22 protein-coding genes and 2 pseudogenes are annotated in these 21466 nt (G+C 58.1%); 13 read left to right on the top strand and 11 right to left on the bottom strand.

Features of this window, described 5'->3' with window-relative positions:
- Positions 1-130 precede the first annotated feature (130 nt).
- A complete protein-coding gene (locus ACM1ZW_RS20435; protein ID WP_414878820.1) occupies positions 131-418 on the bottom strand; it encodes a hypothetical protein in 288 nt (95 codons plus the stop codon).
- A 538-nt stretch (positions 419-956) separates the two neighbouring features.
- On the opposite strand from ACM1ZW_RS20435, the gene ACM1ZW_RS20430 reads away from it, so the two are divergent.
- The 6 genes from ACM1ZW_RS20430 to ACM1ZW_RS20405 all read left to right on the top strand — a co-directional run bounded on the left by ACM1ZW_RS20430 (position 957) and on the right by ACM1ZW_RS20405 (position 6360).
- Complete coding sequence (locus ACM1ZW_RS20430; RefSeq protein ID WP_017337876.1) at positions 957-1271, top strand: ArsR/SmtB family transcription factor; 315 nt, start codon at positions 957-959, stop codon at positions 1269-1271.
- Positions 1268-1708: a YeeE/YedE family protein gene (locus ACM1ZW_RS20425; protein ID WP_414878819.1), complete on the top strand. Its 441-nt coding sequence runs from the start codon at positions 1268-1270 to the stop codon at positions 1706-1708. The genes ACM1ZW_RS20430 and ACM1ZW_RS20425 overlap by 4 nt, the downstream gene beginning before the upstream one ends.
- Entirely contained in the window at positions 1705-2124 is a 420-nt protein-coding gene (locus ACM1ZW_RS20420) for a DUF6691 family protein (RefSeq protein WP_017337874.1), read from the top strand. The genes ACM1ZW_RS20425 and ACM1ZW_RS20420 overlap by 4 nt, the downstream gene beginning before the upstream one ends.
- 13 nt (positions 2125-2137) lie before the next feature.
- Positions 2138-2326, top strand: a complete 189-nt coding sequence (locus tag ACM1ZW_RS20415; protein WP_017337873.1) for a DUF2892 domain-containing protein — start codon at positions 2138-2140, stop codon at positions 2324-2326.
- 137 nt (positions 2327-2463) lie between these two features.
- Positions 2464-3327 (top strand): MBL fold metallo-hydrolase, encoded by an 864-nt coding sequence (locus tag ACM1ZW_RS20410; protein WP_416739180.1) that lies wholly within the window; start codon positions 2464-2466, stop codon positions 3325-3327.
- A gap of 354 nt (positions 3328-3681) precedes the next feature.
- Positions 3682-6360, top strand: coding sequence for a cation-transporting P-type ATPase (locus ACM1ZW_RS20405; protein WP_416740828.1), 2679 nt, complete (start codon positions 3682-3684; stop codon positions 6358-6360).
- Between the two features lie 145 nt (positions 6361-6505).
- Here the strand turns inward: ACM1ZW_RS20405 and arsJ are convergent, their stop codons facing one another.
- The 8 genes and pseudogenes from arsJ to ACM1ZW_RS20365 form a co-directional block, all read right to left on the bottom strand.
- Entirely contained in the window at positions 6506-7726 is a 1221-nt protein-coding gene (gene arsJ / locus ACM1ZW_RS20400; protein ID WP_017337869.1) for an organoarsenical effux MFS transporter ArsJ, read from the bottom strand.
- A 9-nt stretch (positions 7727-7735) separates the two neighbouring features.
- Positions 7736-8740 carry an ArsJ-associated glyceraldehyde-3-phosphate dehydrogenase gene (locus tag ACM1ZW_RS20395; RefSeq protein WP_414878817.1) on the bottom strand — a complete coding sequence of 335 codons (1005 nt, stop codon included), beginning with the start codon at positions 8738-8740 and terminating at the stop codon, positions 7736-7738.
- A 23-nt stretch (positions 8741-8763) separates the two neighbouring features.
- On the bottom strand, positions 8764-9063 hold the full coding sequence (locus ACM1ZW_RS20390; protein ID WP_017337867.1) for a hypothetical protein: 300 nt from the start codon (positions 9061-9063) through the stop codon (positions 8764-8766).
- A gap of 12 nt (positions 9064-9075) precedes the next feature.
- On the bottom strand, positions 9076-9792 hold the full coding sequence (gene arsH / locus ACM1ZW_RS20385; protein WP_414878816.1) for an arsenical resistance protein ArsH: 717 nt from the start codon (positions 9790-9792) through the stop codon (positions 9076-9078).
- Positions 9785-9928 (bottom strand): annotated as a pseudogene (locus ACM1ZW_RS20380) (arsenical-resistance protein); the annotation flags it as partial. The pseudogene ACM1ZW_RS20380 and the gene arsH, both read right to left, overlap by 8 nt.
- A 61-nt stretch (positions 9929-9989) precedes the next feature.
- Positions 9990-10460 (bottom strand): arsenate reductase ArsC, encoded by a 471-nt coding sequence (locus ACM1ZW_RS20375; protein ID WP_017337865.1) that lies wholly within the window; start codon positions 10458-10460, stop codon positions 9990-9992.
- A 36-nt stretch (positions 10461-10496) separates the two neighbouring features.
- Positions 10497-10859 carry a metalloregulator ArsR/SmtB family transcription factor gene (locus ACM1ZW_RS20370; RefSeq protein ID WP_414878815.1) on the bottom strand — a complete coding sequence of 121 codons (363 nt, stop codon included), beginning with the start codon at positions 10857-10859 and terminating at the stop codon, positions 10497-10499.
- A gap of 8 nt (positions 10860-10867) precedes the next feature.
- A pseudogene (locus tag ACM1ZW_RS20365) lies at positions 10868-10978 on the bottom strand (ArsR family transcriptional regulator); the annotation flags it as partial.
- Between the two features lie 717 nt (positions 10979-11695).
- Here ACM1ZW_RS20365 and dctP point away from each other — a divergent pair.
- The 3 genes from dctP to dctM all read left to right on the top strand — a co-directional run bounded on the left by dctP (position 11696) and on the right by dctM (position 14667).
- On the top strand, positions 11696-12691 hold the full coding sequence (dctP, locus tag ACM1ZW_RS20360) for a C4-dicarboxylate TRAP substrate-binding protein DctP (protein ID WP_031318693.1): 996 nt from the start codon (positions 11696-11698) through the stop codon (positions 12689-12691).
- Between the two features lie 63 nt (positions 12692-12754).
- On the top strand, positions 12755-13387 hold the full coding sequence (locus ACM1ZW_RS20355) for a TRAP transporter small permease (RefSeq protein ID WP_414878813.1): 633 nt from the start codon (positions 12755-12757) through the stop codon (positions 13385-13387).
- Positions 13384-14667: a C4-dicarboxylate TRAP transporter large permease protein DctM gene (gene dctM / locus ACM1ZW_RS20350; RefSeq protein WP_414878812.1), complete on the top strand. Its 1284-nt coding sequence runs from the start codon at positions 13384-13386 to the stop codon at positions 14665-14667. Before ACM1ZW_RS20355 ends, dctM begins: the two co-directional genes overlap by 4 nt.
- Positions 14668-15233: 566 nt before the next feature.
- On the opposite strand, the gene ACM1ZW_RS20345 is transcribed toward dctM, so the two are convergent.
- Both ACM1ZW_RS20345 and ACM1ZW_RS20340 read right to left on the bottom strand, forming a co-directional pair.
- Positions 15234-16562, bottom strand: coding sequence for a sensor histidine kinase (locus tag ACM1ZW_RS20345; RefSeq protein ID WP_017337847.1), 1329 nt, complete (start codon positions 16560-16562; stop codon positions 15234-15236).
- On the bottom strand, positions 16559-17218 hold the full coding sequence (locus tag ACM1ZW_RS20340) for a response regulator transcription factor (RefSeq protein WP_414878810.1): 660 nt from the start codon (positions 17216-17218) through the stop codon (positions 16559-16561). Before ACM1ZW_RS20340 ends, ACM1ZW_RS20345 begins: the two co-directional genes overlap by 4 nt.
- 132 nt (positions 17219-17350) lie before the next feature.
- Between ACM1ZW_RS20340 and ACM1ZW_RS20335 the strand changes: the two genes are divergently transcribed.
- The 4 genes from ACM1ZW_RS20335 to ACM1ZW_RS20320 all read left to right on the top strand — a co-directional run bounded on the left by ACM1ZW_RS20335 (position 17351) and on the right by ACM1ZW_RS20320 (position 21398).
- Positions 17351-17674 carry a PepSY domain-containing protein gene (locus ACM1ZW_RS20335; RefSeq protein ID WP_017337845.1) on the top strand — a complete coding sequence of 108 codons (324 nt, stop codon included), beginning with the start codon at positions 17351-17353 and terminating at the stop codon, positions 17672-17674.
- 92 nt (positions 17675-17766) lie between these two features.
- Positions 17767-18237: a DUF2271 domain-containing protein gene (locus ACM1ZW_RS20330; RefSeq protein WP_414878809.1), complete on the top strand. Its 471-nt coding sequence runs from the start codon at positions 17767-17769 to the stop codon at positions 18235-18237.
- A gap of 25 nt (positions 18238-18262) precedes the next feature.
- On the top strand, positions 18263-20443 hold the full coding sequence (locus tag ACM1ZW_RS20325; RefSeq protein ID WP_414878808.1) for a PepSY domain-containing protein: 2181 nt from the start codon (positions 18263-18265) through the stop codon (positions 20441-20443).
- Positions 20427-21398, top strand: coding sequence for an FAD:protein FMN transferase (locus tag ACM1ZW_RS20320; protein ID WP_416739179.1), 972 nt, complete (start codon positions 20427-20429; stop codon positions 21396-21398). Before ACM1ZW_RS20325 ends, ACM1ZW_RS20320 begins: the two co-directional genes overlap by 17 nt.
- The last annotated feature ends 68 nt before the right edge of the window (positions 21399-21466 follow it).

Genomic DNA, 21466 nt, shown 5'->3' with positions numbered 1-21466 from the left:
CGACGACGCCCTGTCTCGCACTGTCCGGTTATCGACGTCCAGGCCTTCCCGAGGGCTGCCCTGGCCACAGGTGAATTCGAGGCGTAAAAAAGCCCGCGCTGTGCGGGCTATTGAAATGAGCCGAACATGGTCAGGCGCCAGATTCCGGATCGCTCGCCGGCATGCCGCGAGCCTCCTTATGATCTTCATCCTGATCCGGATTATCGACGCGACCGCTCGTTCCAGCGTCGGGATGCTCACTCGATACCGAGTTGTTGGCCTCCACGTCGGTCATATCTTCATCAACAGGGGCTCCGTCGTCCGGCTGCAACGGAATCCCTGGCTCATCCCTTTCAGGGTCATGGCCGGTTTCGTTGTCCGCCGTGCGCGTCACGTTCTGTTGGGATCTGTTGCCAGGTGCATTCTCGTCAATTTCCATGGTGACTCTCCGCTCTCACGCCCGGGTGAATCCGTGCTTAAACGTGAGAGAGCCACACCGCGCTCAAGTGCCCGGCATTGGACGAATGGCGAAAACCAACAACCCGGCACAGTGGCCGGGCAGTCAAGAAAGTAAGCCCACCCTGACCAGTTGCGGCCACTCAGCATTTCTCTGAAACAGCTGGCAGGGCGAACTGCTGCACCTTATTCGAGTGCGGCTTTCCCGTATATCAGCTTTTCCCTGATACCCGCCGTCAGCCTTCTCCGCACATGTCACGTACATGGAAAAGACCAATGCTGTGAACATTGGCCTTAGTCATTGAAAAATATGCTCGGGACGGCGCGATTCGAACAAACAGGCGTTGGTGCGAGGAATCAGGTCAATGCGACGTCGGCGCCAACACCCAAGCCTCGCCCAGAGCCCGTGACTTGCCCTCCCCGATCTCGCCTGCCAGTGACCAGCGCAAATCAATGCCACCAAACACTTTATTTTTTTATATACTATAATTTAGCAAACTGATTAATTAGTGACCAATCGTATGCCCGAATCAGATATCCAGCAGCTACACGCCAATGCCGATGCTGCCAGCCAATTCCTTAAAGCCCTGGCCAATCCGGATCGCTTGATCCTCCTGTGCCAGCTATCCCAAGGCGAGCGCAATGTCAGTGATCTCGAGTCACTGCTGGGGATACAGCAACCGACTCTCTCTCAACAGCTGGCAGTGCTTCGTCGCGAAGGGCTGGTGGAGACCCGCCGCGACGGAAAGCAGGTGTTCTATCGCATCAGCAGTCCCGCAGCATTGGCAGTCATCCAAACCTTGTATCAACATTTTTGCGCCGGAGAAATGTCATGAATGTCGACTGGCTCAACTTCACTCCCTGGTCATCCCTTGCCGGTGGCGCATTGATTGGCCTGGCGGCCAGTCTATTCGTCGTCGCCAACGGGCGTATCGCAGGCATCAGCGGCCTGATCGGCAGTCTTTTACAGCGCGGGAGCGAGGGGGTAAGTGAGAAAGCACTTTTTCTCCTGGGTCTGCTCATCGCGCCACTTCTATGGGGCTTGTTCGCTGCGCTGCCGCAGATTGAGTTCCAAAGTGGCTGGCTCGGACTGATCGCCGCCGGTGTATTGGTGGGCATCGGCACACGATACGGATCAGGCTGCACCAGTGGTCATGGGGTATGCGGCCTGTCGCGCCTTTCGCCGCGATCGATGGTCGCCACTGGGTGTTTCATGTTCAGTGGTTTCGCCACAGTGTTTGTCTTGCGTCATCTGCTGGAGGGCTGGACATGATCAAACTGACCGCATTCATTGCTGGCCTGCTGTTCGGCCTGGGCCTGCTTCTGGCAGGCATGGCCAACCCCAGCAAAGTACTCGCTTTCCTGGATTTAACCGGTGCCTGGGACCCTTCCTTGGGGTTGGTCATGGTGGGAGCCATTGGCGTGGCTTTTGGCCCGCTGACCTGGGCCCGCCGACAATCCAGCTCGCTGCTGGGGAGGCCAATGCAGCTACCGGTCAAACGTGAGTTGGACCCGCGCTTGATTGGCGGGAGCCTGTTGTTCGGCATCGGCTGGGGAATAGCGGGCATCTGTCCTGGCCCCGCAGTGGCCATTCTGCTGACAGGACACTGGCAAGTGATCGTGTTCATGTTGGCCATGCTGGCCGGCATGTTGTTGTTTACTGCGCTGGAGAGCCGGCGCAGCCATTGATCGGGAGATCGCCATGAAAGCAAACATTGGAACCATAGACCGTAGCCTGCGCATTGTCGCCGGCCTGCTTCTCATTGGGCTCAGTTTGTCCGGTGTGATCGGCGCATGGGGTTGGATCGGTTTGGTGCCGCTGGCCACTGGCATTTTCCGTTTCTGCCCTGTCTACACCTTGCTGGGCATCAAGACCTGTAACCGTCGCTGAACGACGGCCGTTGCACACTGGCGGGCGCCTGAAGGCGCCCGTGGTGGTTCAGGTCTGCAGCGCTGATCACGGCTCCTGACCAAAAGCCCATTGGTAGATCAGCACTCCACTTCGTATATCGAAAAGAGAATTCCATCATGAAACCCCATGTAGAAGCTTTTTTTGACTCCGCTACGTATACCTACAGCTATGTTGTCAGCGACCCGAATACAGGGCACTGCGCCGTTATCGACTCAGTGCTCGATTACGATCCCGCATCGGGTCGCACGTCTTGCAAAAGCGCGGAACGTCTAATTGCCTACGTGCGGGAGCAAGCCCTTACGGTGGAGTGGTTACTGGAAACCCATGTACATGCCGATCATCTTTCCGCAGCGCAGTATCTAAAGCGCGAGTTGGGCGGCCAACTGGCCATCGGCGAGCAGATCACCGTGGTTCAGAATACTTTTGGTAAGTTGTTCAACGTTGGCAGCGAGTTTGCCACTGATGGTCGTCAATTCGACCGGCTGCTGAAAGACGGTGAGCGCTTTTTGGTCGGAGGGATCGAAGCGCACGCCATCCACACACCAGGTCATACGCCGGCCTGCATGACCTATTTAATCGGTGATGCCGGTTTTGTCGGCGATACGCTGTTCATGCCTGATTACGGCACTGCCCGATGCGATTTTCCCGGTGGCGATGCGCGAAAACTCTTCCAGTCCATTCAAAAGTTGTTCGAGTTGCCCGACGATACCCGTTTGTTTATGTGCCACGACTACAAGGCCCCGGGTCGAGATGACTACCGCAATGAAACCACCATTGCCGAGCAAAGAGCCCATAACGTTCATGTGCATGAGGGCACTGGCGAAGCAGATTTCGTTGCTATGCGCCAAGCGCGGGACGCTACGTTGGGCATGCCGACACTTATCCTGCCATCCGTGCAAGTGAACATGCGAGCAGGTAATTTGCCTCCAGCTGAAGGCAATGGCACTTGCTACCTGAAAATTCCTCTTAATGTGCTCTGAGTGGCTGACGTTAATTGACTCACTTAAACCTTCAGCGTCTACCAATGTCATCGCAGCCTCCCAAGGGTAGCTGAACGCTTCCGTTCGTGATTCAACTGCCTGCCAAGGCCATGCACTGCAAACCCCGGCTGCTGAATCTATAAACGTACAAGTGGATTGCTATTGTTTAAAACTATTCTGAGCGGAGCAGTTTCAAAACTTGTTTGAACAAGGAAATTTGAATGTCCGACCTGAACGATCCACGCCCGCTCATGCCCCCTCAGCCCGTTCCCGTTGAGCGTGCACAGGAGAAACTCATTGAAGAAGCCGGTCGGTGAAGCTGCAAAAGAGCCCATACCCATTCCGTCACATTCCATGGCCTGGCATACCCTGCCTGCAGAGCAGGTGACGAACCTGCTTGAAGTCAATGAGCATGTCGGGCTGGCGGCCGATGAAGTTCAAGCCCGGCTTGACCGAACGGGTTTCAATCGCTTGCCAGAAGCAGTACGGCGACCTGCCTGGCTGCGATTCCTCCTGCAATTTCACAACATTCTGATTTACGTGCTTCTAGGATCCGCCGCGATTACCGCGATGTTGCAACACCTGTGGGATACGGTGGTGATTCTGGCGGTGGTCATTACCAATGCAATCATTGGCTACGTTCAGGAAGGCAAAGCGGAAAAAGCCATGGACGCTATCCGGCAGATGCTGGCACCGCACGCCGCCGTGATTCGCGCAGGCGAACGCTTGAGCGTTGCAGGCGAGAAGCTGGTCCCGGGCGATATCGTATTGTTGGAGGCCGGCGACAAAGTCCCTGCTGATTTACGCCTGCTGCACGCGAACAGACTACAGATTCAAGAAGCCATTCTTACCGGTGAATCCCTACCCGTAGAAAAACATACCAGACCAGTAGAGCTTGACGCTGCCCTGGGTGATCGTACCTGCATGGCGTTCAGCGGCACGCTTGTGACGTGCGGGCAAGCGACAGGGGTTGTAGTTGCTACCGCAGCAGCGGCTGAAATCGGACGCATCAGTACGCTGCTTGCGGAAGTAGAAACGCTGACGACTCCGCTGGTGCAACAAACGAACGTATTTGCACGCAGGCTGACGATCCTGATCTTGTTGGTTGGCGGGTTGTTACTCGTATATGGCCATTATGTCGGGCACTACGAGTTCACCGAGATCTTCATGGTCGTGGTCGGGATATCGGTGGCTGCAATACCTGAAGGGCTGCCCGCCGTCCTGACCATCACGCTGGCTGTCGGAGTCAGGGCGATGGCTCGTCGCAACGCCATTGTTCGTCGCCTGCCTGCCATCGAAACACTCGGCTCGGTATCCGTCATCTGCACTGACAAAACCGGCACACTTACCCGCAACGAAATGATGGTGGCATCGGTCGTGACGAACGATCTCGTCTTCACGGTCGATGGTGCAGGTTATCAGCCAATGGGCAGCATCAGCCTTGCAGATCAGCCAGTCGACAAGTCGTCTCACCCTGCGCTGGAAGAGCTGGGGCGCGCAGCCGGTTTGTGCAACGATGCCGTGCTGCGCCTGCATGAAGATTCATGGAAGGTTGAGGGTGATCCGATGGAAGGTGCCTTGCTGGCATTTTCCGGAAAAACCGGAATCGATCGTGATGAAGATCATCAGGCCTGGCCCCGCACCGACGCCATACCGTTCGACGCCAAACACCGCTTCATGGCGACACTGCACCACAACCATGATCGACATGCCTCTATCTACGTAAAAGGCGCGCCAGAACAAATACTGGCCATGAGCACGCAGCAGCTTGTAAACGCTCGCGAGACTGAACCGCTCAATGCGGACTACTGGCACGCACAGGCAAACGCCATTGCCGCCAAGGGGCAGCGTGTATTGGCGTTAGCAGTTAGACAAGTTCCACCCGAGCATACCGTGTTGGAATTCGAGGACGTGCAAGGAAGTTTAACTTTGCTTGGCATGGTCGGATTGATTGACCCGCCCAGGCCCGAGACAAAAAAGGCCATTCAGCAATGCCAGGCAGCAGGCATTGTCGTCAAGATGATCACTGGCGATCACGGAGGCACCGCCGCCGCCATCGGTCGCCACATTGGCCTGCAAAATGCCGACAAGGTGCTGTCTGGCGCTGACCTGGACGCCATGAGCGATGCCGCCCTCAAGGAGGCAGTAAAGGTCGTCAATATCTTTGCTCGCACCAGCCCTGAGCATAAGCTCAGGCTTGTGATGCTGCTGCAATCGAACGGTATGACAGTGGCCATGACCGGTGATGGGGTGAACGACGCACCAGCGCTAAAGCGTGCCGATGCCGGTATCGCCATGGGTGGAAAAGGCAGTGAAGCCGCCAAGGAAGCCGCCGATCTGGTGCTGGCCGATGACAACTTCGCATCCATCGTGGCCGCTGTGCGCGAAGGCCGGACGGTCTACGACAACATCAAGAAAGTGCTGAGCTGGACGCTACCTACCAACGCGGGCGAGACAATGACCATCATCGTCGCCCTGCTGCTCGGTATTACGCTGCCGGTGACGCCGATACAGATTCTGTGGATCAATCTGATAACCGCAGTGACGCTCGGCATCGCACTGGCGTTCGAGCCCACCGAAGAAAACACTATGCTCAGACCGCCCCGTTCACGCAAAGCGCCACTCATAGGCGGTGCTTTAGTCTGGCATATGGTGCTTGTTTCTATTCTGTTCCTCTGCGGCGTTTACGGTATTTTTTCGTATGCGCTCGACCGGGGCTACTCAGTGGAGTTGGCCCGAACCATCGCGGTTAACACGTTAGTCGTGATGGAAATTTTCCACCTGTTCTTCATTCGCAACCTCTACAGCACATCGCTTACCTGGAAGGGCATTCGTGGCACCAAAGTCGTGTGGATGACAGTCGCCGTGGTCACCTTCGCGCAGTTCGCCATCACGTATGCGCCACCGCTGCAAAAGGTTTTTGCAACCGAAGCGATCCCCTTCGTTGATGGCCTGCTGATCATCGGGGTGGGCGTTGCGCTCTTTGCAATCATCGAGATTGAAAAACAGATTCGAATCCGCCTGTCCGAGTAACGCGGGTTGCGAGCTGAATTGAATCGCTATACTCGATCATCTTGCACCGATCCAAGGTTCGTCCGTGGTGGTAGGAGGCGGTAAGTCAGGGGCACAGATTCTGTGCCAAAGTCTCAAAGGGTTCAGTCCGTCCTGTCTGACGGTTTCATATCGCCTCTGCATGCCGAGGCAAGGCGATAGAAACCAGAGCGGCCAGCGACACGAATGCGCTCGATATCCACAAGCACGCGCCCAACCCGTACATCTGATAAACCCAGCCCGAGAGCACCGTGCCCATCAGTCGCCCCATGGCGTTCGACATGTAATAAAACCCCACGTCCAGCGACACACCGTCTTCCTTGGCGTAGGCCACGATCAGGTAGCTGTGCAACGACGAATTCACCGCGAACAGCGCCCCAAAGAGCATTAATCCGCCGAGCAGCACCGCCTGCTGCGACAAACCAGTGTTCAGCCCGAGAGCGATTGCCGCCGGGAGGCCTGCCAGTGCAAGTGCCCACAGAAATGCCGTACGACCATCCGGTACGTGCCCACGTTTCTTTCCAGTGATGTTCGGCGCGAAGGACTGCACGATGCCGTAGCCAATCACCCAGGCTGCCAGGAACCCGCCAACCTTCCAGAAACTCCAGCCGAAGACACTACTCAGGTACACCGGCAAGGCCACCACAAACCAGACATCACGGGCGCCGAACAGAAACATCCGCGCCGCCGAGAGGATATTGATCGCCCGGCTCTTGGAGAGGATGTCGCGAAATTTGGGCTTGGCTTTGGCCTTACCCAGGTCCTTTTTTAACAGGATCAAGCTGCTGATCCAGATCAGCGCCAGGACACTCGCCATGGCCAGCAAGGCACCTTTGAAACCGATCAATGCCAGCAAGGCTCCGCCAAGAAAGAAGCCGACACCCTTGAGCGCGTTCTTCGAGCCGGTGAGGATGGCTATCCATTGATAAAGCTTGCCCTGCTGCCCATCGGGCACTAAAAGTTTGATCGAGCTTTTGGCGCTCATCTTGTTCAGGTCTTTGGCAATCCCCGACAACGCCTGCGCGCCCATCACCCAAGGGATGGTCAACAAGGCCGAGGGTACTGTCAGCATCAACAACGCTGCGACCTGCATCCCCAGCCCGATGTTCATGGTTCGGTTCAAGCCTAATCGCGCGCCGAGATAGCCCCCCACCAGGTTGGTGATCACGCCAAAGAGTTCGTAGAACAGAAACAACGCCGCGATTTGCAGTGGGCTGTAGCCCAACGCGTGAAAGTGCAGCACCACCAACATGCGCAGGGCGCCATCGGTGAGAGTGAAGGCCCAGTAGTTGCCCGTCACGAGCAGGTACTGCCGCACTTCCGGCGCCAGGGCTGACAACGATTTCATAACCGCTCCTCAGACTGCCAGACCGACCATTCTGGCCAGTTCAACGGTGCGGTTGGCATAGCCCCATTCGTTGTCGTACCAGGCATAGAGTTTGACCTGGGTGCCGTTGATAACCATGGTCGACAGCGCATCGATGATCGATGAACGCGGATCGGTACGGTAGTCGATAGACACCAATGGACGCTCCTCGAAACCGAGGATGTCTTTCAGTTCATTCTCGGAAGCGTCCTTGAGAAGTTTATTCACCTCTTCGACAGTGGTGGCTCGCTCGACCTCGAAGACACAGTCCGTCAGCGAAGCGTTGGCCAGCGGCACGCGTACGGCGTGACCATTCAGGCGCCCACGCAGCTCCGGGAAGATTTCGGCAATGGCGGTGGCCGATCCGGTACTGGTTGGGATCAGGCTCATTCCGCAAGCACGCGCACGGCGCAGATCCTTGTGCGGTTGATCGAGAATGCTTTGGGTGTTGGTCAGGTCGTGGATGGTGGTGATCGAACCGTGGCGAATGCCCAGCTTCTCGTGGATGACTTTCACCACCGGCGCCAGACAGTTGGTGGTGCATGACGCCGCCGTGACGATGCGATGTTCAGCCGGCTTGAACAGCTGATGGTTGACACCCATGACGATATTCAGCGCGCCCTTCTCTTTCACGGGCGCACTCACCACTACGCGCTTCACGCCTTGGTCGAGATACGCCTGAAGCACCGCGACGGTCTTCATCTTGCCGCTGGCTTCAATCACCAGATCGCAACCCGACCAATCGGTGTCGGCAATTGCCTTGTTGGCCGTTACCTTGATTCGTTTGCCGTCAATGACGATGCTGTTGCCCTCGGAGTCGGCCTGGTAATTCCAACGACCATGTACCGAGTCGAAGTTCAGTAGGTGCGCATGGGTCGCCGCGTCACCCGCTGGGTCGTTGATCTGCACGAATTCGAATTCTGGCCAGCTCCAGGCTGCTCGTAGCGCGAGGCGACCGATCCGGCCGAAACCATTGATACCAACTTTGATAGCCATGTTGTTGTGCTCTGTATTGAGTGTCAGTGGGCGTTCGACCGGGTGTCGAACTGGCCGATGTATTCAATGTGGGCAGGATGCTGGATAGCGCGCGGGCGCAGCGACTGAACATCGCGGATGGCATCGCACAATGGCACACCGCTTTCGATCAACAGCCGAGTGGCAACCAAACCGGTTAGCGTCAGCAGTGCCGATGCCCCCGCGTCCTTGACGGTTTGCAGCGCCTCGAAAGGCTTGGTGCCCTTCGTGCCGGGACACGGGGTGAAGATCAATTGGCCATTGAACTGTGCCAGCGGCAGTACGGAATATGGGTGTTGTTGCACGGTGAAAAACCCTCAGATGGAGCGCTGATTGACACGTTTCATGAGTTCTTCCGCCGACTCCTTGCGCTCGGAATAACGATCGACCAGATAGTCCTGACGGTCGCGAAGCAGTAGCGTGAACTTCACCAACTCTTCCATCACATCAACGACACGGTCGTAGAACGGAGACGGCTTCATCCGGCCGTTGTCGTCGAACTCCATATAGGCCTTTGGCACTGAAGATTGATTGGGGATGGTGAACATGCGCATCCAACGTCCCAGCACCCGCAGCTGATTGACCACGTTGAACGACTGCGAGCCGCCGCACACCTGCATGACGGCGAGGGTTTTGCCCTGGGTCGGGCGTACCGCGCCCATCGCCAGTGGCACCCAGTCGATCTGCGCCTTGAAGACCGCGCTCATGGAACCGTGACGCTCTGGAGAGCACCAGACCTGCCCCTCGGACCACAACATCAGTTCGCGCAGTTCCTTCACACGGGGATGATCGTCGGGTGCGTCATCGGGCAGCGGCAAACCTGACGGATTGAAAATCCGCGCCTCGGCGCCGAAGTGCTCCAGCAATCGAGCGGCCTCCTCGACCAACAGGCGACTGAAGGAGCGCTCACGGGTCGATCCGTACAGCAGCAAAATGCGCGGCTTGTGGATGGAGGTCTTTTCGATACCCAGTTTGTCAGTCGATGGGAGATCAACCAGTTCGGTATCGAGTTGAGGGATAGAGTCATCAAACATAGTGTTTGTCCTGCGCAACGGCGCTCTTGGATTCATCGAACCAACGGCGTTTCAACCAGAGGGCCACGCCGACCAGGGAAATCAGCACTGGCACTTCCACCCAAGGGTCAATCACCGTGGCGAAGGCCACTGGTGACGGGTCAGGTAACGGTCCAGGAAAGAAAGACGGCCTTTACTCATGTTAATTGCTCCTGTGGTTACAGCGTGCCAATCAGGGCCAGCTGTGCCTTGAGCTGTTCGGCACTCAGTTGCGAAAGCGGTAATGCCAGGAAGGCCTGGATACGGGTTCTGATCTGCTCCAGCGTGGCTTCAAAAGCCGCCTCGATCTCTTCTTGAGTCCCGTGATATTCCGAAGGATCAGCCAGCCCCCAGTGGGCCTTGGTGGCCGGTCCGAAAAATACCGGGCAAGCTTCACCGGCAGCCTTGTCGCACACCGTGATGACGAAGTCGGGCGCCAAATTCACATGGGCATCGCTGGACTTACTGAACAGCCCAAGCGTCGAAATACCAGCGTTTTCCAGAGTCTTGAGACTCAGCGGATGCACTTCACCTTTGGGCTGACTGCCCGCACTGCAGGCTTTCATGCCTTCCGGTGCCAAGTGATTGAAGACTGCTTCACAGAGGATGCTGCGACAGCTATTGGCAGTGCAGAGGAACAGGATTTTCATCGAGCGATCTCGTAGTCGAAGGCGGAGTCAGGCTATTTAGCGTTCACAGCAGGCCAGTGCCCGTTCAGGACGGTCGCCCATTTCATCAAGGCGTTTGGCATCAGGGCTCAACCAGTGCTTGTTGCTTTCGAGCACAGTGGTCAGTACTTGATGAACCCAATCCGGGAGATTCGGGTGCAGTCGGTAATACACCCATTGGCCTTGTCGACGGTCCGACAACAGGCCGCAACTCCGCAGCTGCGCGAGGTGCCTGGAGACTTTTGGCTGACTCTCGTTCAACGCGCAGGTCAGCTCGCAAACACAAAGCTCTCCTTCACGGGTGATGAGCATCATCGTGCGGACCCGAGTGTCGTCAGCCAGGCATTTGAAAACAGTGGTCGGTGTCAGATGGTCAGCCATATCGTTTCTCAGTGTTTGTTTTTGACCAAGACGAACATCTTGATGCGCTCATGAATTTCGTGAAGGGTGAGACGAAAGGCATCATGTTTGGTGCTGGTGACCGGGTCTTCAAAACTCCAGACGAACAGGACACGGGCTTTGCTGGTCATTGTGCAGCCTCAGCTCATATACGGCTTAACGAATATATGTTTTCCCATATGCAAGGTAAAGAGTCAACGACACATTAATCCATCAAAATGACTGGATCCCGACGACCGTTGTCAATGAAAGCCCTGTAATACAGGGTTAGCCACGTCGAATCGCTTTCCGGCGCTCTTCAAATACCTGCTGCGAAATATATATGGTATCTGTAATAAATCTGTCGCTCACGCGGCCTCAAGGGTTGTCTCTCCAGTGCCACAACAAGATGTCTGGTTTGCCGAAGCCTTCAAGCGATCATCGACTTCATCGAATTCCGAGTTGTAAATGCCAGTTTCCGGGAGGACCAGCTCAACCCTTTTGACCGCGTCCCAATCACCCGCCAGCGCCGCGACGACAGAGCGAACTTGCTCATACTCCCGGCGCCACAATGAGTTCGTCCACTGGTGGGAGTATCTGCTCTCCCGCCTTCACGACCTGTTCCGGCACCTTGTGTCGGATTGGACGATGTACGGCTCCTCGCGTCAGTATTAATTTTTCGCTGCAATCTCAGTGAATTCGATGACCTGGATTTCAATCCATCCTGGTTGTCATCCTCCCAATGGAATTTTTCCGCCTAGACTTGCCTCTTGTCCGCCGCATGAATGAGCTCCAATGCCTGGAATGTACAAAAAACTAAAACAAGAGGAATACCTCCGATGTTCAAGTCAATATGCAAAGCACTCGCCTGTACCCTTGTCTTCGGTACGCTGAGCACAGCGATGGCCGCCGATCCAATAATTATCAAGTTCTCACATGTAGTCGCCGAGCAAACGCCCAAGGGTCAAGGCGCCTTGCTGTTCAAGAAATTGGTCGAGGAGCGCCTGCCCGGCAAGGTCAAGGTCGAGGTCTATCCCAACTCGTCCCTGTTTGGTGACGGTAAGGAGATGGAAGCCTTGCTGTTGGGAGATGTGCAGTTGATTGCCCCCTCGCTCGCAAAGTTTGAGCAGTACACGAAGTCTGTCCAGTTGTTCGATCTGCCCTTCCTGTTTGACGACATCGCCGCGGTCAACCGCTTCCAGTTGAGTCCGCAGGGGCAAGGGCTGCTCAAGTCCATGGAGAGCAAGAACATCACCGGCCTGGCCTATTGGCACAACGGCATGAAGCAACTTTCGGCCAACAAGCCACTGCGCGTCCCTACCGATGCCCGTGGCCTGAAGTTCCGGGTGCAGGCGTCTGCCGTGCTTGAGGAGCAGTTCAAGGCTGTTCGCGCCAATCCGCGCAAGATGAGTTTTGCAGAGGTTTATCAGGGGCTGCAGACCGGTGTGGTCAACGGTGCGGAGAATCCTTACTCGAACATTTACAGCCAGAAGATGTATGAAGTGCAGAAGTACATCACGGAATCCAATCATGGTGTACTGGACTATATGCTGATCACTAACACCAAGTTCTGGAATGGTTTGCCGCCGGATGTTCGAAGTGAACTGGACAAGATTGTCGTTGAAGTCACAGCTCAGGTGAACAAGGACGCGGAACAACTCAATGAGGGCGACAAGCAGCGCATCCTGGCGGCCAAGACCACTGAAATCATCACCCTGACGCCAGAGGAACGCGAACAATGGCGAGAAGCGATGAAACCGGTATGGAAGAAGTTTGAGGGCGATATCGGTCCTGAATTGATCTCTGCCGCTGAAGCCGCCAACAAGGCCCAATGATCGCAATGCAGGTGCTGCCCAGGGCGGCACCTGCCGATCATTACTCGATAGGAGATGCCATCCATGAAAGCGCTTCAGCGTATCTGGGAACACTTCGAGGAGGGTTTTATCGTCTTCCTTCTTGCCGCCATGACGCTGGTCACGTTCGTTTATGTGATCCTCAACAACCTCTACAGTTTTTTCTACTGGCTAGGCGATCACTGGGGTGCTGCGAGCGCCCCGTTATTCGCAATGGGCGACGGGATCATGGGCATGGCCCAGGCGATGACCTGGAGCAGCGCACTGACCAAAGCCCTGTTTGGCTGGTTGATCTTTTTCGGACTGGCCTACGGCGTGCGCACGGCGGGGCATATAGGTGTAGACGCGCTCGTCCGACTGACCAGCAGATCGGTACAGAAGTACATAGGTATTGTGGCCTGTCTGTGCTGCCTGACCTACGCAGGGCTACTCAGCGTTGCCAGCTTCGAATGGATTCAGACCCTGATGAATGCAGGCATCGGTGCCGAGGACCTTGGCCACTTTGGCATCATGCAATGGCATATCGGTTTGATCGTCCCTTTGGGTTTTGCCCTGGTCTTCATTCGCTTCGCTGAGATTCTCGTGCGCATCCTGCTGAACCGCCAAACCGGTCTGGGGCTGGCTGATGAAGCCGCCGATGCCTTGAGACTGGCCGAACACGAGGACGACAAGCCATGACCATTACTTTCCTTTTCGCGGCCCTGTTCGTCCTGATGTTCATCGGCGTTCCCATCGCCATTTCCCTGGGACTGGCCGGCTCCTTGACCATCATTTTTTTCAGTCCCGATTCCGTGCGCTCCCTGGCGATTAAGCTATTCGAGACTTCGGAACATTACACGCTGCTGGCCATTCCGTTTTTCCTGCTCGCTGGTGCATTCATGACCACCGGTGGCGTTGCCCGTCGACTGATCGATTTTGCCAATGCCTGTGTCGGCCATATTCGCGGCGGCCTCGCTATTGCGGCGGTGTTGGCCTGCATGCTATTCGCTGCTCTTTCCGGCTCCAGTCCGGCGACTGTGGCCGCCGTAGGTTCGATTGCCATTGCCGGTATGGTGCGCTCCGGTTATCCGCAGGCCTTTGGCGCAGGGATCATCTGCAATGCCGGGACCCTGGGCATTCTGATTCCTCCCTCGATCGTGATGGTAGTCTATGCCGCCGCGACCGAAACCTCCGTCGGCAAGCTGTTCATGGCGGGTGTGGTGCCAGGTTTGTTGTTGGGTACAGCGCTGATGGTGGCGATCTATATTGTCGCCGTTAAGAAAAACCTGCCCGCGCTGCCCCGCGCGACATTGCGTGAACTACTCGGTACCGCACGCCAGGCAATTTGGGGCCTGTTGCTGATGCTGATCATCCTGGGTGGCATCTACTCCGGAATGTTTACCCCGACCGAGGCGGCAGCTGTGGCGGCGGTTTACTCGGCCTTCATCGCCTTGTTCGTCTACAAGGACCTGACGTTTCGTGAAACCCCGAAAGTCCTGCTGGACTCTGCGAAGTTGAGCATCATGCTGATGTTCATCATCGCCAACGCCATGCTCTTCGCCCATGTGCTGACCACCGAGCAGCTTCCGCAACAGATTACCGCCTGGGTGATCGAGGCCGGCCTGACGCCCGTCATGTTTCTGCTGGTGGTAAACATCGTGCTACTGATTGCGGGCGCCTTTATGGAACCGTCGGCCATCATTCTGATTCTGGCGCCGATCCTCTTTCCCATTGCCATCAAACTGGGTATCGACCCGATTCACCTCGGCATCATCATGGTGGTCAATCTTGAGATCGGCCTGATCACGCCACCGGTGGGCCTGAATCTGTTCGTCACCTCGGCTGTGACAGGTATGACATTGCCAGCCACCGTAAGGGCCGCCATGCCCTGGCTGATGATCCTGCTGCTGTTCCTGATCCTGGTTACCTACGTTCCCTGGATTTCCCTTGTGCTGCCAAACTGGCTGGGCATGAGTTGACTTTCCACCTTGGCCGCCCGTGTCATGAAGGAAATTGCCACGGTTTAAACGGATAGCCAGACGACAAAAAGCCCACACTTGGCGCAATGCTGTTCACTTAAGCGCGCTCTTGGATCGTGCATACCTTTGTGGCGAGCGAGCTTGCTCGCGCTGGGCTGCGTAGCGGCCCCAAAAATCTGACAACTATTGCCGAGTTTTGTGAGTGCTACGCACTCAAGCGGGAGCAAGCTCCCTCGCCACAAGTTTCCTTTGATTCAAGACACTCTTAAGTGAACAACATTGCACACTTGGCGGGCTTTTTGTCGAAGGGGGACCAAATCCTTTGGTCGCCACATTGACTGTCACGATACGAAAGGCGTCCCACCAGCCGTAACCACTGTGAAAACACAACCAGGTACCCACCAATATCCCTTGGACGGAGCACCACGGTATCTGCCGTCCTCGCACGACCAACCAGTGTTTCCGAGCATGATGTTCGAACGCTGATCCGGCTGTACCCTGACGGGAGATGTTCGTTATTCTCGACGCTGAGAAAGAGCCCAGCGGAGCGGGCGATCTGTTTAAAACTAGGCAAGCGGTAACCAGACGCACACTTCGAAACCCTCCTGTCGACCTGTAGCAGGGGAAAACAGTTTCATTCTCGCGTTAACCCCCTGAACGATGGTTTTAGTAATCGCCAACCCCAGCCCTGAACCACTGATTTCACTGTGACCGCGCACAAAGCGCTCTGTCAGATGCTGCAATACCGACTGCGGCACCGCCGGGCCGCTATTGACCACCCGCAGTTGTGCCTGTTCGGTGAGGCTGACTTCGATCGGTTGATCCGCTGCGCCGTACTTCAGCGCGTTCTCGATCAGGTTGCGCAACAGGATACCAAAGGCGTCCGGATCGATGCTCGAGTACACGCTGGCTTGACCGGGCAAATGCAACTCAATGCGCTGACCGCTGCGATGGTTCCACTCGTCGACCCCATGGGCCAGCAATGGAATCAGGTCCTGAGGTGTTTCGGACAACAGCCCACCGCCCTCGGCCTTGGCCAGTTGCATGAGTTTTTCCGAAAGCCGCGCCAACTCGCGCAACGCGTTTTCGATCTTCGCCGCTCGTACCCGCAACGGGCCTTCGGGCGCCTCGTGGTGTAACCGCTGGATCTGCGCCAGGGTCGCGGCCAGTGGCGTGCGCAGTTCATGGGCGCTGTTGGCGGTAAAGCTGCGCTCGGCTTCCAGGGCCTTGCGCAAGCGCTCCAGCAGGTGGTTGACCGCCTCGGCCAATGGATCGATTTCTGCCGGCAGGCGGGCTACCTTGATCGGCGACAAGTCACCCACGCCACGCGCCTCGACCGCACGACGATACGCCAACACACTGCGCAGGCTGATCCGCACGAACAACCAGGTGCCCAACAGGCTGACGGGAATCAGCGCCAACAGCGGCAACAACAAGGCAAACAAGGCTTCCCGCGCGGCTTCACGGCGATGCCCCAGCGGCTCGGCGATCTCAATGAACAGCGTTTCGCGCAATGCACTGGCACCATACAAGCGGTATTTTTCAGAGGTGGAAAAACCCTCAGTCGGCTGTTGGCTGAAGATCTTCGGGTTGGCGTCGTGGGACTGCATCAGGATCTTGCCGCTGGCATCGCGCACCAGGTACGTCAGGTATTCCTTGTGCATTTTCAACGTCGCAACGTGCTGAGCCTCACGGGGTTCCTCCCGGTTGCTGATTTCCAGCACGGCCAGTGGCAAGATGCGTTGCGCGGTCTCTTCCAGCGCGCTGTCGAACGCCTCGTTCAACTCATGTTGCACCACCAGCCAGGCGCCGACGGTCGCGCCCAGCCACAGCAAAGTCATGCCCAGGGTCAGCCCCAGGCCGAGGCGTTTTTGCAGGCTCAAAGAAGACTTCATACAGCCATCAACCGGTAGCCCATGCCGCGCACGGTTTCAATCAGCTCGCGCCCCAGTTTTTTGCGCAGCCGGCTGATGTAGACCTCGATGGTATTGCTCTCGATTTCGGCACCGAAGGCATACAGACGTTCTTCCAGCTGCGACTTGGACAACAACGCGCTGGGCCGCTGCACGAACGCTTCGAACAGCGCCCATTCGCGAGCCGTCAGGTCCACGGTGGTGCCGGCCCGCTGCACAGTGCGGGCGCTCATGTCGACCTGCAAATCACCGAGCTTGATCTGCGGGTTGGGATTGCCGCTATAACGCCGGGCCACCGCCGCCACACGGGCCGAAAGCTCGAAAAGATCGAACGGTTTGACCAGGTAATCGTCGGCCCCGGCATTGAGGCCGGCAATGCGATCGGATATCTGATCCTGGGCCGTCAGGATTATCACCGGGGTCACGTCACCTGCCGAACGCTGCTGACGCAAAAAGTCCAGCCCGCGACCGTCCGGGAGCATCAGGTCCAGCAGGATCAGGTCGTAAGGCGTGGTGCGGACGCTGTTGCGTGCGTGGTCCAGGCGCTGCACCCAATCGACGGCGTGGCCGTCATCGGCAATCTGCTCGCGCACCGCATCCCCCAACCCTGGTGCGTCCTCGACCAATAGAACCCGCATCTGGAACCTCCTGTGATGGTTGTCGTGCAGCACCTTAATCGCCTTACCTGACGTGAATCTGAAGATTCAGCTGGTTGTCAGGAATGCACCTTAGGGTATGCCACAGACGCCGACCTCGGCAGGAGACAGATCATGAAATCAGGTTTTATTGCCAATGCCGCGCTGTTGAGCCTGCTGCTCAGCGGTTACGCCCTGGCTGACGACGACTGCAGCGACCCGGTGAGCGACTGGCAACCGCGCGACACCTTGCGTCAGCAGGTCGAGCGGCAATACGGCTGGAGCGTGCAGCGCATCAAAGTCGACGACGGCTGTTACGAGCTCAAGGGCCTGGACCGCAAAGGCAACGCCATCGAAGCCAGCTACTCACCGGCCTCGCTGCGCCTGCGCACCCTCGAGATCCACTTCCGCGACGATGGCAATGCCAGGGATTACCTCGGTAGCCCGATCACCGAATGACACCTCACCTGTCGATGAGTTTTTCCTGCGTTTCAGGTTGCTGTCAGCAAGCAGGTCCAGGCTCTCGACCTAACGATCAAAAGGACACCCTCATGAAGAAGATCATCGCAGCCACCTGCCTCGTCGGCGCCATTGCCCTGCCAGGGCTGGCCCAGGCCCGTGAAGTGACCCTGACCACCCAGCTCAAGGACTACAGCGGCAATGATGCCTACCTGGCGATCTACGTCACCGACGCCAATGGCCAATACCAGAAAACCCTGTGGGTGGCCGGCAAGAAGGCCAAGTACTACAAGCACCTGGGCGACTGGGCCCGTGGCAGCGGGATGAACCCCAGCGAATTTGACGGGGTCAGCGGCGCCAGTGTCGGCAGCGGGCGCACGCTCAAAGTCAGCGTCGAACTGGCAGACACCCTGATCGATGCCGGGTATCAGATCCGCATCGACAGCGCCGTCGAGGACAAACGTGACGCTCGCGCCGATGTCAGCGTGCCGTTGACATCCAAGGGCGCCGGCAAGCCAGCGCCCGGCAGTACCTATGTCGAGTCCTTTACTTACGATCTATAGCACCCGCCATCTCTGGAGGCTGAACATGCTTCGTCAGTTCCATTCCCTTCCTGGCCTGATCGCCGCCCTGTTGGTCATGTTATTGGCCATCAGCGGCGCGATCCTGTCGGTCGACCCGGCGCTGGAACGCCTGCACAGCACGTCCACCCCTGCCGGACAACTCAACGTCGGCCAACTGGCCGGGCGCGTTGCCAACCACTTTCCAGGCGTGGAGCAGATCCAGCGCTCAGCGTCCGGCACGGTGATCGTCTACTACAACCAGAACGGCCAGGCCGGGGCGGAAAAGGTCGACCCACTGACCGGCAAAGGCCTCGCCCCTTACGAACCATCCGCGTTCACACGCTGGGTGAAAGACCTGCACCGCTCGCTATTTCTTGGTACGCCGGGCCATGGGGTGTCGGGGGTCGGCGCCCTGTTCATGCTGATGCTGTCAGTGTCCGGCGCGCTATTGCTGGCCCGGCGCCTGGGTGGCTGGCGCAACCTGCTGCGGCCACTGCGGGGCACTTTCAGCCAGCGCTGGCATGCTGAAGTCGGGCGATTGGCCTTGCTGGGGCTGCTGCTGTCGGCTTTGAGCGGGCTCTACATGTCCGCCACCACTTTTGGTTTTATCGCCGACGGCAGTCAAAGTGAACCCGCCTTCCCCGCCCACGTCAGCGCCGGCCCGGCCTTGCCGGTAGCGAAGCTGCAAGCCTTGCAGGCCACTGACCTGAACGACCTGCGCGAGCTGGTCTACCCGAACCCCGGCAACCCGCGCGATGTGTTTTCCCTGCGCACGGCCCAGGGCGACGGCTATGTGGATCAGGCCAGCGGCGCTTTGTTGTCTTATCAAGCCCACGACTCGATGCACAACCTCTACGAATTGATCTATCAGTTGCACACCGGCGAAGGCCTCTGGTGGCTGGGCCTGCCGCTGGGGCTCTGCGCCCTCTGCGTGCCGTTGATGAGCGTGACCGGCATCCTGTTGTGGTGGCGCCGCCGCAAGGCTGGCCCGAACATCCGCCACAACAGCCCTGCCCACTCCGCCGACAGCGTGATTCTGGTGGGCAGCGAAAACAACAGCACCTGGGGCTTTGCCAAAACCTTGCACGACGCCTTGCACCAGAGTGGCCATCAGGTACACAGCGCGGCGATGAATGAATGGGCGGGCGATTACCGCAATGCCCAACGGGTCTTCATCCTCACCGCGACCCACGGTGACGGCGATGCGCCGGCCTCGGCTTCGCAGTTTCTGGCGCGGCTGGCCAAAACCGGCCTCAAGCCCGGCCTGCCCTTTGCGGTGCTGGGCCTGGGAGACCGTCAGTTTGCGCAGTTCTGTCAGTACGCCCATCAAGTGCAGGACGCCATGTTGCAGGCCGGTGGCTCGCCATTGCTGGCGCTGGAAACCGTCAACCGCCAGTCCCCTCAGGAGTTTGCGCGCTGGGGCCACGCGTTGGGTGACGTGTTGGGGCAGGAGCTGGCGCTGGTTCACACCCCGCAGCAGCCGCGTACCCATCAATTGAAGCTGACAGAGCGGATTGCCTATGGCGAACAGGTGAACGCGCCGACCCACATCCTGCGCTTCAAAGCCTGCGGCGAACTGCCGGACTTTCTGGCCGGCGACCTGGTCGGGATTCTGCCGCCGGGCAGCCCGATCCCGCGTTTCTACTCGCTGGCCAGCGGTTCCCAGGACGGCGTGCTGGAGATCTGTGTGCGTAAACACAACGGTGGCGTGTGCTCGGAATTCCTTCATGGCCTGGACATCGGCGCGCAGATCGAAGCCTTCATCCAGCCCAACCCGCAATTTCGTCCGGCATCGGGCGCGCACCCGGTGATCCTGATCGGCGCCGGGACCGGCATCGGTCCCCTGGCCGGTTTTATCCGCAACAACAAGGCCCGACACCCGATGCACTTGTATTGGGGCGGGCGCAACCCGGCTTCGGACTTTCTCTATGAACCGGAGCTCAACCAATACTTGTCGGACCGCCGCCTCACGGCACTGCGCGCCGCCTTCTCTCAGGTTCAGGACCGCAGCTACGTGCAGGACCGGCTGATCAGCGATGCCCTGGCCTTGCGCCGGCTGATTGAAAAAGGTGCCCAGGTGCTGGTGTGTGGCAGTCGCGAAATGGCCAAAGGCGTGATGCAGGCCCTCGATGAAGTGTTGGCGCCTCTCAACCTGAGTGTGCTGACTCTCAAGGCACAAGGACGCTACCGTGAAGACGTCTACTGAGTTGCAGCGCTATAGCCTGAACGGCGAAACCATGGGCACCCGATACACCGCCCTGTTTTATGCTGGGACCGGGATCGATACCGACGAAATTGGCCAGCGCCTGGCGCGCGCCGTGGCCCGGGTGGACCAGCAAATGTCCAGCTGGAAACCCGACTCGGACCTCAACCGCCTCAACGCCGCCCCCGAGCAGGAATGGGTGTCCGTGCCCAAGGAACTGGCCACGGTGCTGTCTGCGGCACTGCGCGTCAGTCAGCAATCGGGCGGCGCCTTCGACATCGCTGTCGGTGACCTGGTGAACGCCTGGGGCTTCGGCCCAGGGGAGCAGACGGTCACAGAGCAGGCGATCGGCACGATTGCGCCGCGCGCCCGGCTGTTAGCCAGCGCCGCATTGGTGGTTGAGCCGCAACACAATCAGGCGCGCAAGCGCGTCCCGCTGAACCTTGACTTGAGTGGCATCGCCAAAGGTTTTGGCGTTGATGAACTAGCCCGTTGCCTGGAGGGTTTTGGCATCACCCGCTACCTGGTCGGCATCGATGGCGAGATGCGCGCCCGGGGCGTCAAACCTGACGGCCAGTGCTGGGCCGTGGCCCTGGAAAAGCCCAACCGGGGCGTGCGTGAAGTCATGGGGGTGATGGAACTCAGCGATGCCGCAATCGCGACCTCCGGGGACTATCGACATTGGGTCGATGTGGCCGGTCAATCCTATGCTCACACCATGAACCCGGCCACCGGTGCGCCGCTGTGCAACCCGCTCGCCGCCGTCACCGTGGTGGCGGCCTCGTGCATGCTCGCCGATGCCTGGGCCACGGCGCTAATGGTCCTGGGCGAAACCGAGGGCCCACGTCTGGCTCAGGAACGCGGGATGGACGCGTTGTTCGTGCTGCGCGAGGGTGAACAATTCAAAGAAATATCCATTGTCGGCGGCCAGCTGCAGGCGCAAATTGAAACCCGCTGACGCCGATTGCCGGCCCGCTCGGAACCCGTCCGACGTGGACCGCCTAATGACAGGGAATCCCTTTAAAC

Origin of the sequence: Pseudomonas sp. NFX71, from assembly GCF_048079215.1 — a bacterium.
Classification (GTDB): Bacteria; Pseudomonadota; Gammaproteobacteria; order Pseudomonadales; family Pseudomonadaceae; genus Aquipseudomonas; species Aquipseudomonas fluorescens_B.
Note: the sequence above shows the minus strand (reverse complement) of the source record. Positions and strands in the feature narration are given on the sequence as shown.

Coding starts and splice junctions, on each gene's coding strand:
- ACM1ZW_RS20435 (WP_414878820.1), bottom strand. CDS start 418: ATGGAAATTGACGAGAATGCACCTGGCAACAGATCCCAACAGAACGTG.
- ACM1ZW_RS20430 (WP_017337876.1), top strand. CDS start 957: ATGCCCGAATCAGATATCCAGCAGCTACACGCCAATGCCGATGCTGCC.
- ACM1ZW_RS20425 (WP_414878819.1), top strand. CDS start 1,268: ATGAATGTCGACTGGCTCAACTTCACTCCCTGGTCATCCCTTGCCGGT.
- ACM1ZW_RS20420 (WP_017337874.1), top strand. CDS start 1,705: ATGATCAAACTGACCGCATTCATTGCTGGCCTGCTGTTCGGCCTGGGC.
- ACM1ZW_RS20415 (WP_017337873.1), top strand. CDS start 2,138: ATGAAAGCAAACATTGGAACCATAGACCGTAGCCTGCGCATTGTCGCC.
- ACM1ZW_RS20410 (WP_416739180.1), top strand. CDS start 2,464: ATGAAACCCCATGTAGAAGCTTTTTTTGACTCCGCTACGTATACCTAC.
- ACM1ZW_RS20405 (WP_416740828.1), top strand. CDS start 3,682: ATGGCCTGGCATACCCTGCCTGCAGAGCAGGTGACGAACCTGCTTGAA.
- arsJ (WP_017337869.1), bottom strand. CDS start 7,726: ATGAAATCGTTGTCAGCCCTGGCGCCGGAAGTGCGGCAGTACCTGCTC.
- ACM1ZW_RS20395 (WP_414878817.1), bottom strand. CDS start 8,740: ATGGCTATCAAAGTTGGTATCAATGGTTTCGGCCGGATCGGTCGCCTC.
- arsH (WP_414878816.1), bottom strand. CDS start 9,792: ATGTTTGATGACTCTATCCCTCAACTCGATACCGAACTGGTTGATCTC.
- ACM1ZW_RS20375 (WP_017337865.1), bottom strand. CDS start 10,460: ATGAAAATCCTGTTCCTCTGCACTGCCAATAGCTGTCGCAGCATCCTC.
- ACM1ZW_RS20370 (WP_414878815.1), bottom strand. CDS start 10,859: ATGGCTGACCATCTGACACCGACCACTGTTTTCAAATGCCTGGCTGAC.
- dctP (WP_031318693.1), top strand. CDS start 11,696: ATGTTCAAGTCAATATGCAAAGCACTCGCCTGTACCCTTGTCTTCGGT.
- ACM1ZW_RS20355 (WP_414878813.1), top strand. CDS start 12,755: ATGAAAGCGCTTCAGCGTATCTGGGAACACTTCGAGGAGGGTTTTATC.
- dctM (WP_414878812.1), top strand. CDS start 13,384: ATGACCATTACTTTCCTTTTCGCGGCCCTGTTCGTCCTGATGTTCATC.
- ACM1ZW_RS20345 (WP_017337847.1), bottom strand. CDS start 16,562: ATGAAGTCTTCTTTGAGCCTGCAAAAACGCCTCGGCCTGGGGCTGACC.
- ACM1ZW_RS20340 (WP_414878810.1), bottom strand. CDS start 17,218: ATGCGGGTTCTATTGGTCGAGGACGCACCAGGGTTGGGGGATGCGGTG.
- ACM1ZW_RS20335 (WP_017337845.1), top strand. CDS start 17,351: ATGAAATCAGGTTTTATTGCCAATGCCGCGCTGTTGAGCCTGCTGCTC.
- ACM1ZW_RS20330 (WP_414878809.1), top strand. CDS start 17,767: ATGAAGAAGATCATCGCAGCCACCTGCCTCGTCGGCGCCATTGCCCTG.
- ACM1ZW_RS20325 (WP_414878808.1), top strand. CDS start 18,263: ATGCTTCGTCAGTTCCATTCCCTTCCTGGCCTGATCGCCGCCCTGTTG.